General features: G+C 46.2%; 5 protein-coding genes. 4 read left to right on the top strand and 1 reads right to left on the bottom strand.

Translation table 11 applies throughout. The features are described 5' to 3' along the window. Positions 1–181 precede the first annotated feature (181 nt). Positions 182–1,489: a nucleobase:cation symporter-2 family protein gene (locus tag ACQRBJ_RS02290; RefSeq protein ID WP_441199587.1), complete on the top strand. Its 1,308-nt coding sequence runs from the start codon at positions 182–184 to the stop codon at positions 1,487–1,489. Between the two features lie 108 nt (positions 1,490–1,597). On the opposite strand, the gene ACQRBJ_RS02285 is transcribed toward ACQRBJ_RS02290, so the two are convergent. Further along, positions 1,598–2,587, bottom strand: a complete 990-nt coding sequence (locus ACQRBJ_RS02285) for a YqiA/YcfP family alpha/beta fold hydrolase (protein ID WP_295346385.1) — start codon at positions 2,585–2,587, stop codon at positions 1,598–1,600. A 170-nt stretch (positions 2,588–2,757) separates the two neighbouring features. On the opposite strand from ACQRBJ_RS02285, the gene xpt reads away from it, so the two are divergent. The 3 genes from xpt to ACQRBJ_RS02270 all read left to right on the top strand — a co-directional run bounded on the left by xpt (position 2,758) and on the right by ACQRBJ_RS02270 (position 13,690). Continuing rightward, complete coding sequence (gene xpt, locus ACQRBJ_RS02280) at positions 2,758–3,324, top strand: xanthine phosphoribosyltransferase (protein ID WP_295346330.1); 567 nt, start codon at positions 2,758–2,760, stop codon at positions 3,322–3,324. A 53-nt stretch (positions 3,325–3,377) separates the two neighbouring features. After that, positions 3,378–5,600, top strand: coding sequence for a M6 family metalloprotease domain-containing protein (locus ACQRBJ_RS02275; protein ID WP_445302759.1), 2,223 nt, complete (start codon positions 3,378–3,380; stop codon positions 5,598–5,600). 194 nt (positions 5,601–5,794) lie between these two features. Continuing rightward, positions 5,795–13,690 (top strand): S8 family serine peptidase, encoded by a 7,896-nt coding sequence (locus tag ACQRBJ_RS02270; RefSeq protein ID WP_445302758.1) that lies wholly within the window; start codon positions 5,795–5,797, stop codon positions 13,688–13,690. Positions 13,691–13,775: the final 85 nt, after the last annotated feature.

Genomic DNA, 13,775 nt, shown 5'->3' with positions numbered 1-13,775 from the left:
TTGCACAGAATATGGACAGCAGCCTTCCTTTTTTCGTAGATTCTTCTTGTATTCTATCATGCCGGATAGAGAAAAATGGAGAAAAGGAACAATTTCTCAGATTTTCTTTGTAATTTTGTCGCCAAATTCAGAAAGTCCCTGAATTCTTGATGAAGGAAATTCTCTAATTATTATAACGACAATGGAACAGTCAATAGAAACTCTCTACAAATTAGACGGCAGAGTGCCCGTTGGTAAAGCACTCCCATTTGGTCTTCAGCATGTATTGGCAATGTTTGTCAGCAACATTGCACCAATCATGATTCTTGCCGGTGCGATAGGATTGGACAGTTCGGTGAGCGCCGTGCTTATCCAGAACTGTATGGTCATCGCCGGTATCGGTACCTTGGTGCAGCTTTATCCGGTATGGCGTATCGGTTCCCGTCTGCCTATCGTAATGGGTATCTCCTTCACCTTCCTTTCGCTCGCCATCGCCATTGCCGGTGCTCATGGTATGGGTACCTTGGTAGGCGCAGTTATCATCGGCGGTCTGGTAGAAGGAACACTCGGACTTTTCGCCAAGTACTGGATCAAGCTCATTCCGCCTGTAGTAGCAGCTACCGTGGTAACAGCCATCGGTTTCTCGCTGCTTCCTGTAGGTGCCAACTCTTTTGCGGGTGGTCAGGGTGCTGCTGATTTCGGTAGCATGAACAACTGGGTTGTGGGTTCTGTCACTTTGCTGGCTTGTCTGCTTTGTCAGATTTTCGCCAAGGGTTTCTTGCGTTCTCTCTCTGTATTGGTAGGACTGCTGGTAGGTTATGTTCTGGCTCTGTTTATGGGAATGATAGATTTCAGTGGACTTTCTGGTCTCTCTATCGTAGCTTTGCCAAAGCTTCTTCCATTTACACCTGAGTTTAATATTGGTGCTATTCTCTCAGTTGTAGCTGTATATCTGGTTTCTGCCACAGAGACGATTGGTGATACTTCTGCGCTCTGCAACAGTGCGTTGAAGCGTGATCCTAAAACCAAGGAGATGGGTGCGGCAGTCTGCTGCGATGGTTTCGTAAGTTCGGTTTCCGGTCTTTTCGGTTGTACTCCTATCACTTCTTTCAGTCAGAACGTAGGGTTGGCTGCTATGTCGGGAGTAGTGAACCGCTTTACTATTGCCATGGGTGCCATCATCATGATTATCGGTGGTATCTTCCCAGCTATCGGTTATGTACTTACTACGATTCCTCAGGCTGTATTGGGCGGCTGTACTATCATGATGTTCGGTAGCATCCTCTTTGCCGGTTTCGGCATGATGGCGCGTACCGGCTTCTCTCAGCGCAACATGGTCATCGTGAGTCTTTCTCTCAGCGTAGGTCTCGGATTCACATCTGCAACAGGTATGTTCAATATCTTCCCGGAGATTGTGCGCACCGTTTTCGCAGATAACTGTGTGGCAGTAGTCTTCCTGCTCGCCGTGATTCTGAACCTCGTATTGCCAAAGAATATGGATAAGGCATAAGAATCAAAGATATTTATATATAAAAAAAGTGCAACTCACAAGTAAGAAAGTGAGTTGCACCTTTTTTATTGGTAATTATTAATTGTACATTATCAATTATAAATTAAATCACTGTCCTCCCAGTCTTTCGAAGAAGGTGATGATTTCTTCGAAGGTCTTGAATTCATCACTGCCATATTCTATGGTTGTACCCATGAAACTGTCGCATGGGCGAGGGTCGATGAAGTAGTCGCCGTAGAGCAGGTTCTTCTGGTTGCAGAAGATGATGTGGTTGTAGGCTGGGGTAGAGAGATATTCCTCTACCCAGGTCTGCACCTTCGCCATATATTCATGGTCGTTGGTTGGCGCTGGGGCTACGATATATACGTTGTAATGCTCTATCAGCATCTCGTAAGCCTTGTGCATCGAACTGGTTGCCTTCATGTAACTGTCGTGCAGGGCATCGAAGTCGATGTATACGATAGGGCGCTCCTTTCCGTTCTGCTTGTCGTCTATCCAGCGGATTACCGGACAGAGATAGTGGAATGCAACCTTGTCGATAAGTCGGTGCTCGCCATGGAATGGGATGGCTTGCGGATAGTGCTCATGGAAGAGGTCGAAGGTGTGGACCACCGGATCTGCATCACCGAAGAGACCATAAACACGTTCCTGTTCCTCGGGAGTGATATCCTGGAAGCATCGCTCGGTGAAGTCGCGGTATTCCTTGATAAGACCTTTGGTAACCATCAGTTCGTTCACTCCATCCTTTCTCGGGTTCTGGAATTCCTGCTTGCCGGTCATGCTGCTCATCGTATTGCCCATCTCGAAAGCTGGGTTTACGAGGATGCGGTCGAATCCTTTCAGCAGTTCGGTGTACATTCCGCCCATCGAAGTACCGATGATGAGGTCGGGTTGTTCTGTCTCTGCCATCTTCTGCAGCATCTCTATGGCTTCTTCAGGATGTACCGGAATGTCCTCAGCTACGAGAGTGGCGTTAGGCATCAGCTCCTGCAACATCTTCACGGTGCCGCTCTGAGCAGAAGAGAGGAAACCGTGAACATACATGATTTTCTTGCCCGACATGAGGTCGGGGAATTGCTTGATATATGGATTCATAATCTTATAATTTTTATTGGGGGTAACTCCTTAACTTCTTTCACTCCCAGTTATTTTCGCTGCAAAATTACGGTAAATTACAGACAAAACAAAATTATTGGGCGATAAACTTCCTTGTTTGCGAAAAAAGTAGTAATTTTGCACCCAATAACCATATTAAAGTTCAAGTCATAATGGATTTACTGAAAGAAAGAATAATGCAGGAGGGCCGCTGCTTTCCTGGTGGAATCTTAAAAGTAGATAGCTTCGTAAATCATCAGATGGACCCTATCCTGATGATGGACCTGGCTAAGGAATTCGTGCGCCTTTTCAAGGACATCAAGTACAACAAGATTGTTACTATCGAGGCTTCGGGCATCGCTCCAGCTATCATGGTGGGTTATCTGACCAATCTTCCTGTTGTCTTCGTCAAGAAAAAGCAGCCTAAGACCATGGAAGGAATGATTACCTCAGTGGTTCACTCTTTTACCAAGGATCGTGACTATACGGTTTGCGTGAGCAACAGCTACCTGACTCCAGACGATCATGTTATCTTCATCGATGACTTCCTCGCCAACGGTAACGCTTCCAAGGGTGTGATGGACCTTTGCGAGAAGGCTGGCGCCAAGATCGAGGCGATGGGTTTCATCATCGAGAAGGCTTTCCAGCATGGTGGTGACTTCCTGCGCAAGGAGGGAATCCGTTATGAGGCTCTCGCTACTGTAGAGAGCCTGGATGATTGCAAGATTGTCTTGAAGTAAGAGAATCGGCTGAAATCAAGCATCTTTTTTTATCCTATGATATTCATTCAGATATGAAGATAAGATTTTGTTTATTGAACGCCTTGCTTTGTATGGCATTGTCTTCTATGGCAGTGCCTGCAAAGCGAGGCGTTTGGCGTTTGATGACTTTGACTGATGGAACTGAGGTTCGTGTACAGTTAGTGGGCGATGAATTCATGCATTATTATGTTTCGGAAGACGGAACCAAGTATGTCATGGATGCAACAACAGGACAGGGAAAGCGATTGGATTCTACTGCTTCCTTGTCTCGCGTGAAGAAAGCGGCAGTCCGTCGTGCAAAGGTTCAATCTCGACAGAAACTTCATCTTCAAAAGGCGAAAGCAAAACAGAATAGTTTCCGAGGAACTAGGAAGGGACTTGTCATTTTAGCCGAATTCTCCGATCGTAAGTTCCAGAGTGGGCATGATCTGACATTGTATAAGCAGATAGTCAATGGCGATAATTACAAGGAAAATGGCTTCCGTGGCAGTGTGAAGGATTATTTCTGTACCCAAAGTATGGGACAGTTCGAACTGAATTTCGACGTGGTTGGTATCTGTCCTCTGCAGAATGCCACTGCTTATTATGGCGCGAATAGTTCTGACGGTGAAGATTTGCATGCGGGTGCAATGATTGCTGAGGCTTGCCTTTGGGCGAAGCAGCAGGGAGTTGACTTCTCCAAGTATGATTGGGATAATGATGGCGAAGTGGAACAGGTCTTTGTTCTCTATGCCGGTAAAGGCGAAGCCAATGGTGGTGCAGCTTCTACCATTTGGCCTCACATGTATGCTTTGTCATTGTCAGATTATGGCAAAGTGTTGCAGTTTGATGGGCTTCAGGTGGATACTTACGCCTGCAGCTGTGAATTGAATGGTCTGAACAAACTCGATGGAATCGGTACTTTCTGCCATGAATTCTCTCACTGTCTGGATTTGCCCGATCTTTATGACACCAGTTATACCAGATGGTTTGGATTGGGTGAATTTGACCTGATGGATAGTGGCAGTTACAATGGAGACGGAAAATGGCCTGCTGGGTATTCGGCTTATGAGAAAGCAAGCTGTGGTTGGATTACTCTTCATGACTTGACGGATATAGAAGAGGAGACAAAGGTGGCTGATGTCATGGCGATGAGTCTAGGAGGAGATGCTTATATCATCAGAAACAAGGCACATGAAGACGAGTGCTACATCATTGAAAACCGACAGAAGTCAGGATGGGATACAGAACTTCCAGGAGCGGGAGTCATGATTACTCATGTAGATTATGATGCTGATGTCTGGTATTATAATGTACTGAACTCGAATAGTGAATATTATGACGAAGCCAATCAGAAATTTGTGAATGACCATCCTCGTCTTACCATCTTCAGAGCAGGCAAGTCGACCTATTTGGATGGTTCGGCAAGTGATCTCTATCCTTATCTGTCTAATAGTAGTCTTACGGCTACATCCCAACCGGCTTCCACCTTATATAATAAGAATGCTGACGGTTCTAAGTATATGCATCTTGACATCAAGAATATCGCCATTGCAAGTGATGGTTCGGCATCGTTTACGGTGAGTAAGGCTGAGCGCTCTGGCGATCAGAAGCCTGATACACCGGTACAGCCTTCAGGCTCTACTTTATTATATGAATCGTTTGACAAGTGTCATGGTACAGGTGGAAACGATAACCTGTGGAAAGGTAGTATTTCTGGAACTCAAGTGTTGGATGAGGACTTGGATAATGGTGGATGGACCAGTACAGGAACTGTTTACGAAGCCAACGGCTGCGTAAGACTCGGAAAATCGGGAGTTGCCGGAAATATCACCACGCCAACTTTTTCGGTGAAAGGTTCTGCGATACTTTCATTCAAAGCTGCGGCATGGGATGAAAAAAGTGATGCCACCAAGTTGTATCTGGAGATAACCGATGTGAATAATGGCGCAAGGCAGATGGCGGTTATCCGCAAGTCTGAACTGTCTAAGTATTCAGTACCTCTCAAGAAGGGCGAATGGACTCAGTTGGGGGCTTCTGTTTACGCAACGGGTGAGGTGAAGGTTAGCTTTACAGCCGATAAGGGCCGTTTCTTCCTGGATGAAGTAAAGGTAACAGACAATACTGTGGATGGCATAGCAGGGGTGACGATGCCTCAACTGTCTGACATTGAAGGCTATTATACTCCGGATGGAATCAGATTCTCAAAGCCTCAGCAGGGTGTGAACATTATTCGACAGAAAGATGGGCGGGTAAGGAAAGTGATGATTTATTAGGGTAGAATCTGGTATGGTTATAATGCGTAAGAAATGTGTAGAGGTATTTTGTGCTATTACACTTTTCTTACGCTTTTTTATATAAAAATGATGGGATTGTTTTGGTATTTCAATAAAAATATTTAATTTTGCACTCAGTTTATATAGACGAAAGAGAAATTTTATTTTTATATTATTTTAATAACAAAACAAACATGACAAGAAGATTACTATTACTTGTATGTGCGGTGCTGTGTTTAGGCAGCAACGTTCGTATCAGTGCGCAGTCTACATCTTCTACTACACAATCTGCAGAGTCTAACTTTGTAGAGGGCGTTGTGCGTGTCAAACTCCAGCGTGAGATAGCCGACCGTATGATTGCGGCTAAGCTTCCGTTGTCGGTAAAAGGCACCAACAAGAAGTATGTTCAGACTGGCGTGACCCCGCTCGACAGGGTCAATCAGAAAGTAAAGGCAGTCTCCATGACCCGTGTTTTCCCTTATGCCGGTAAGGATGAGGCTAAGCACAAGGCAGCAGGACTGGATCTTTGGTATGATGTCCATTATGAGGCATCAGGTATGAAATTGGCCCAGGCAAGAAACCTGTTCCGTTCTGCTGAAGGCGTATCTTACGCACAGCGTATTCCTCTTTACAAGCCTATTGGCGGTGAGCGTTTTCTGGAGATTTCTCCAGCTGCTGTAGCAAAGGCTGCCAAGGCTGCTTCTACCATGCCTTTCAATGATCCATTGCTCAACGATCAGTGGCATTACAACAACGATGGTCATATCGCAGGAACCAAGGTGGGTGCTGATGCCAATGTGTTCAAGGCTTGGGAAACTGGTGTTACCGGTTCTAAGGATGTTGTGGTTGCTATCATTGATGGTGGCTTCCAGGTAGATCACCCAGACCTGAAGGACAATGTGTGGATCAACACAGCCGAGTTGAACGGTAAGCCTGGTGTTGATGATGATGGTGATGGCTATGTAGATGATATCTACGGCTATAACTTTGTTATCAATTCAAGCGATATCAACGCTCACTCTCATGGTACTCACGTAGCAGGTACTGTAGGTGCAACCAATAATAATGGTATCGGTGTCTGCGGTGTTGCCGGTGGTAGCGACGGTAAGGGCGGTGTCAAGATGATGGTTTGCCAGGTATTTGATAGCCGTGCCAGCAGTTCTGCTGTAGCTGATTTCGGTGCTGCCATTGTTTATGCAGCCGATCGCGGTGCAAGCATTGCCCAGTGTTCTTGGGGTGCCGGTGTTGCTGACGAAGAGGATAAGTCGGTTACCGAAGCTGTTGATTACTTCACCAAGAATGGTGGTGGCGACAAGATGAACGGAGGTCTCTGTATCTTTGCTTCCGGTAACAATGGTGAGGAAGGCAACTATTATCCAGGTTGTCTTGACAAGGTTGTGGCTGTTGGTTCTATGGCTCCAGACGGAAGCGTGGCTTATTATTCCAACCGTGGTAAGTGGGTTGATGTGACAGCCCCTGGTGGTTTGGAAGACAATGGTCAGCAGTATGGCGTATTGAGTACCTTGCCTAACAGTACCTATGGTTACAACGAGGGAACCTCTATGGCGTGTCCTCATGTATCTGGTATTGCAGCCTTGATTCTTTCCAAATATGGTAATAAGCAGTTCTCTAATGAGACTCTCCGAACATTGCTTACCACTTCTGTAAACGACCTTTATACTCAGAACCCCGAGTACGAGGGCTTGATGGGTTCCGGTTATATTGATGCTTACAAGGCTTTGCAGGGCAAGGAGGGTAGTGTGCCTGAGGCTGTTGCCGACTTCACTGTTACTGCATCTCACGACAATGCTCTCATCGAATGGACGATTCCTGAAACCGAAGAGAAGAGCATCGATCATCATGTAATTTATTATAGCACAGAGGCTTTCTCTGCTACAGACGACTTGAATAAGTTGAGCTCTGCTACTGTAGATACCAAGTTCAAGTATTCTGGCGACAAGATGTCTTATGAGGTAGAAGGCTTGAAGGCTTCTACTAAGTATTATTTTGCAATTGTGGCTTACAACCGTTGGGGTAAGGCTTCTGCCGTATCTCCAATCAAGGAGGCTACCACAAATGCAGGTCCTAAGGTTCAGGTAGATCAGAAGAACCTTTCTATGACAGTAGATGCAACCAAGGCTTCCACAGCTGAGGCTTCTTTCAATGTAAAGAATGCAGGTGAGGGCGTGTTGAAGTATCAGCTTACTACTGCTACGACCCGAGCTACTATGTCTACCAGCGGTCGTATCAAGAATCCAAACCCAGGTCAGGTTCTTCCTTTCAGCGGTACAGTCAGCCCAACACTTGTGAAGCGCAATGCTGTGGCTACTTCCAACTATCAGGCAAAGGACTGGCCAGACACTTTGACTTATTCCAACCAGTTGTACAGCTATATCGGTGAAACTGATACCAAGCTGCCAAATGCTTTGGCTCAGTATTTCTATGTAGATAAGGCAACTTATCCTAATGGTTTCAACCTGACTGATCTTCACTTCCAGGGACAGAACGGACAGGATCCTGTGATTGAGATTTACGACGGTTCACGTACTATCTCTACTGCAAGTTTGATTCAGAAGGTTAATTATGATTTCTGGGCATACAACTATCCTATCACCCTGAAAGAGCAGATTCACTTTGCTCCAGGTTCAAGCTTCTGGGTAGTGGCTAAGTTCCCTGCAGGCGCCAAGAACCCATTGGGTACAGGCAAGACTACCAGAACCGATGTTGCCCAGTACAGCTTCTATAGCTCTGATAACGGTACAACCTGGACTCAGTTGAGTGAGGTCCTCAAGGGCACCAGCTTCGAGGCTGTAGCTAATCAGCTCACATGGGCAGTACAGGCCATCAGCAAGAACCCAGACTGGAGTCAGGTACTCAACCCTGAGCCTATCAGCGGTGAGGTTCGTCCTAACGAAAGCCAGAAGGTTACTCTGAAGAATGATGGTCAGAAACTGGTGAATGGTACTTATAAGTTCAATATCCATGTCAAGAGCAATGAGGCTGTTGATTCCAAGCAGCAGGTTGCTTTAGCTATGACCGTGAAGGGCTATAAGCCAGAATTGCACAGTCAGCAGCTGGTTGACTTCGGTGACTTGCTGGTGGGTCAGACCAAGACCATTGATGTAGAGTTGACCAATAGCGGTTATGGTGTGTTCGCTGGTAAATATGGTATGCTCCAGGCTTCACAGAACGAAGTGAAGTCTTCATCCGATCAGTTCAACGTGTCAAAGGGTGCCAAGAATATTGCAGCCCGCTCTACCGGTACGTTGCCTGTGACGTTCGCTCCTACCAAGGAGGGCAACTTCAGCAGTACCATCACCCTGACCGATAAGAATGGTAATCAGCATTCATTCCTGGTTCGTGGTGTCGCTTCAGTTCCTGCCAAGCAGACTGTAACTCCTGATGTTTACGAAGCAGGCGACCTGAAGGTAGGCGGTGAGGATAAGACTGCTACTATCACTATCAAGAACACCGGTAACTATCCTTTGCAGTATGTCTTCCCTAAGTTCTCTTCCGAGAAGATAGTAGGTTCTACTGCCAAGGTACATAAGTTTGGTTATACTACCATCTCTAACGTAGCCGGTGACGAATCATTCAAGTACGAGGCTGCTCCAGAGTTGGCTGATGAGAAGGACATCACCTCGCAGTTTACCAATAATAATTGGCAGTCTGGTCCTATCAAGGTAGGCTTCAAGTTCCCATTCTATGGTAAGGATTATGATGAAATTTACGTATCTTCTTATGGTGGTGTCTCTATGCAGCAGATGGATGGTCGTATCTCTTGTATGGTTCCTACTGGCGATTGTGTACAGGGATTGGGCTATATTTCTGCTTATACCAACTCAGGCTGGATGGACATGGGTGCCAACAGTAAGATTACTTATGGTCATAAGAATGGTAAGTTCTATGTCAAGTTCAAGGATGTGGTGACTCCTGCAACCAATGGTGGTGGCGAAACAACTACTATCAGTTTCCACATGGCTCTTTGCCCTGACGGAAGTGTAGAGGTTTACTACGATGATTATAATCCAGCAGGCGTATTCGGTTCTGGTGGTCACAACTTCGTAGGTGTCAGCGATATTGCTGCTTCCGACCCTTGTATATTTGTTGATGCCAGCAAGGTACAGGAGGATAACGATGGTCTGAATGCTCCTTATTATGATATCCAGACAGGCAGCGCCATCAAGATTGTGGCTCCTGCCAAGTCTATGATCAAGAGCCTGTCAAGCACTGATGGCTATGTCGGCAATGGTGAAAGCAAGGAAATCAAGGTAACATTGGCAGCCAACGATGATTTGGTGGCAGGACCTCTGACAAACTATCTCACCGTTATCACCAACGACCCAATTAACCCAAGTGCATCTGTCAAGTTGACTGCCAACATCGTTGGCGACAACCTGAAGGCTGAGGCTGCTCTCGATTCTACCAGCGTAGATTTCGGTAAGGTATTCCGTACTTCAGCCCAGCAGCGCACAGTATTGTTGAGCAACAATGGTAAGGATGCTCTCCAGGTAGCTGGCGTATCTGTCAAGAACGGCAAGTTTACTCTCGCAGAAGAAATGAAAGCTGCATTCTCTGTTCCTGCAGGTCAGGGCAAGGATATCGTAGTAACATTGCCTACTGCCGAGAAGGGTACTGTCGAAGATGTTCTCGTTATCACCTATCAGGATGGTACAACCAAGGAAATCCCATTGAAGGCTGAGGTGATTGGTAATCCTACCTGGAAGAGTAATCCCGAGAGCCTGAAGGTTGAAACTCCTTATGGTACCAACGTAGAAAAGACAATCCAGGTAACCAACGAGGGCGATGAGAACCTTACGTTCTCTGCTGAGCCTGCTTCTTGGTATACAGCTTCCGACCTGGAGGCTAACGGTAACTCTACTGTAGACTATGTGTTCAAGTCTAAGCTCGATGGCTTCGATGTACCTTACAATTGGGTAGACATCACCAACGACTATACCGAGCACATGCCTTATGCATACTATATTAATAAGACAGACTTCAAGAAGGTAGAACTTCCATTCGAGTTCCCATTCTATGGCAAGAAGTATAAGAGCATGTATATCTACAATACAGGTTTCGTATCTTTCGATGCTCCGGTAGAGGATTACAAGCAGTTCCCTGAGCCACCAGCAAGTCTGCCAACAACAGAAACCTTCTATACCAACATCATCTGCCCATTCTGGGGTAACCATTCTATGAATACTCCATCTTCTGATGGTGTATATTACAAGGCAAAGGATGATGAGGTCATTGTAAGCTATAAGAATTATGGCAATACGATGATGCTGGGTATGAACTTTGAGGTGATTCTCCGCAAGGACGGTTCCTTCAAGTTCCAGTACCATGTAGATCCTGATGGATTCCAGTTGGGTGTATTCGGACTCTGTGGTATCATGGATCATACCGGTACCCGCGGTATTACTCCTGCTGATATGTATATCACCGACGGCAATACCATTGAGTTTACACCTTATAAGAACTATGTTGTGGCTCCAGGTGAGCAGGTTGAAATGCCGGTTGAGTTGAAGGCTAACCAGCTGGCTGATACTTATGATTATGAGTTGAACGTTACCACCAACGATCCTTCTCGTGCAAGCGTTAAGATTCCTGTTACGCTGAATATCACTGGTGAGGTTCAGGCTGAGTTCCCAGAGGTAATCAATGTTGAGCAGCCTGTAGATGAAAACCCAATGTATCCTTCTTACTATGAATTCTATGTAGTAAACAAGGGTACTAAGGCTTTTGCCATTACAGACGTAGCTTCTGAGATGTTTGTTGCTGCCGATCCTGATGACCCATGGCCTATGCCAGAGGCTTCACTTGAGGTTTATACTTCAGCAAACAACAGTGGTGATGACGGAATCGATCCAGGTCCAATGGCACTTGCTGATGATGCTGCCAAGGCATGGGTTCCATACCGGAGCGGCATGATGGCACCTATCGTGGTAGGTGAGGATACCGTTAAGTTCAGAATCACTCCTTATAATGTTTCTGAGGTTCATGCTAAGGATTATCCTCTCGTATTCTCTGTAGAGGGCTTGGAAAATACCGAGTACAACTCTACCATAAAGTTGAATATCACAGAGGCTCCTGTCATGGCATTCGACCCAGAGGAGTTGCACATTGAGAACGTGGCTTCTGACTATAAGGGCACTTCTACCGTTAATCTGATGAATGATGGCAAGTATAAGCTTATTTACTCATTGAGTCTCGATCCATCTGGTCGTGATGCAGGTAATGTAGATGATGGCAGCAACGTTCCTGCTCCTTCCTATAACGTCATCTCTTATCCTTCAGAGGATGTTGCCAAGAATTTCGTGGCTACCTGTGTAGAGAAGATTTCCGGCAAGAAGGGCATGGTGAAGGCTCTTGGCTTGAAGAAGGTGAAGGACGATCAGAAGTTCTTCTACGACTTGCCTTCAGGTTACGAGGGCAATGCGCTCTATTATCCAGTGCTCAACCCTGTAGCCAATGCTCAGGCAGCCCTGATGGGTACGGGTGCTACTGCTCTGGATGAGAACTTCTATGCAGCAACTCGCTATGAGGCTCCTGCTGAAGGTTTCAATCTTACTCATCTCTATTTCGTCGGTACTGTAGGCGACTTGGAGAATGTAGACATCGAGGCTTCTGTTATTCTGGGCAATGATGTTACTGCTACCGAGAAGACCATCGGTCATGGCAAGATTCATATTGTCAAGGAAGAACCTCTTGAGGATGGCAGCTACCGGGGTGTTCGACGTATGTTGGAGTTTGACAACCCTATCTACATCAACCCTGCTGATACCTTCTATGTCGTATTGAAGTATCCTGCCGGCTACAAGTCATCAGCCTTGATGGCTACCAAGGATGGCGACATGGAGACCAATCGCTATATGGCACACCTGAAGTCTTTGGGTGGCTGGGTTGACATCGAGGCTCTCTACGACAATGCTTACAGCTATGGTGCCTTCGGTTACTTCATGACTTGTATCGAGAAGGAGAAGGGTGAGCCATGGATTAAGTTGCTCAACGAGAAGAAGGAAGGCGAGATTGCTCCAGGCGAGGCTCTTCCTGTACTGTTCGAGGTGAATGCCAAGAGCGCTTACTTCTCTAAGAACAACAAGGCTACTCTCGTAGTGAAGAGCAATGATCCATACAACAAGCTCTACAACTATCACATCTATCTCGATAAGAATGCTGCTCCTGTCATCACCGCTCCTGAAGGTGAGACTACTGTTCCTGAGGCTTCCAAGGCGATGGTTCCTGTAACTGTTGCTGATGCCGAGGGTGAGGCTTTCACCGTAAGCTTGAACGATGCTGACGGTATCGCATCTGTTGAGAGTTATGCGAATGAGGACGGTACTCAGGAAGGTATTTCTGAAAGCAATGGTACTTATACTGTTGAGGCTGGCGGCAGCTTGAAGCTCAATGTGGCTCTTGTTCCGGATTATGGTACTGCTGGCAAGCATACCTTCACCGTAAATGCCAAGGACGAGTCAGGCAATGTAAGCTCAGTTGTTGTCAACTACAACGTTGAACATACCAACCGTGCACCTAAGTATGTGGGTCCTGCCGACTTGGCCCTTAAGGGTGGTGAGACATCAGCCCAGTACTACTTTGCTGATTTCTTCGAGGATGTTGATGGCGATGTCATGACCTTCTCTGCTCAGATTGCCGATCCTTCATTGGCTGCTCTCTATCAGTCGGAGAATGGTATCATCATTGCTGCTAAGCAGGTTTCCGGTTCAACCAACATCAATGTTGTGGCTACTGATGCCAATGGTGCTTCTACTACTGGTGTCATAGCCTTGACTGTTGATGCTGCAACAGGTATCAACAATGTTGTGGCTGATGCCTCTAAGGGCGATGTTACTGTAAATGGAGATGCAGAGAACGGTATTTTGAATGTTACTATCGATGCTGATGCCGACAAGGTTGTTCTCTCAGTTTATAGCAATGCCGGTCAGCTGATGGCTCAGAAGACCTTGCAGAATGTTCATTCTGGCGATAAGGCTAGCGTAGCTTTGGGTAAGGTTGCTGCGGGTGTATATCACCTTGTAGCTAATGTAGATGGCAAGACCTCAGCAGTGAAGTTTGTCGCTAAGTAATGTAGATTTCGGTATCTTGCTTCCCGCTTTGGTAAGCAGGATACTTATCCATAAAAAAGAGGAATCGTGATAATGATTATTCACG

The organism is Prevotella sp. SGI.167, from assembly GCF_050313615.1.
Classification (GTDB): Bacteria; Bacteroidota; Bacteroidia; order Bacteroidales; family Bacteroidaceae; genus Prevotella.
The sequence above is the reverse complement of the archived record's forward strand: the minus strand, read 5'-3'. Positions and strand labels throughout refer to the sequence as shown.

Bases quoted from the DNA above. Each gene is read 5' to 3' on its own strand.
- xpt (WP_295346330.1), top strand. From the start codon at position 2,758: ATGGATTTACTGAAAGAAAGAATAATGCAGGAGGGCCGCTGCTTTCCT.
- ACQRBJ_RS02270 (WP_445302758.1), top strand. From the start codon at position 5,795: ATGACAAGAAGATTACTATTACTTGTATGTGCGGTGCTGTGTTTAGGC.
- ACQRBJ_RS02290 (WP_441199587.1), top strand. From the start codon at position 182: ATGGAACAGTCAATAGAAACTCTCTACAAATTAGACGGCAGAGTGCCC.
- ACQRBJ_RS02275 (WP_445302759.1), top strand. From the start codon at position 3,378: ATGAAGATAAGATTTTGTTTATTGAACGCCTTGCTTTGTATGGCATTG.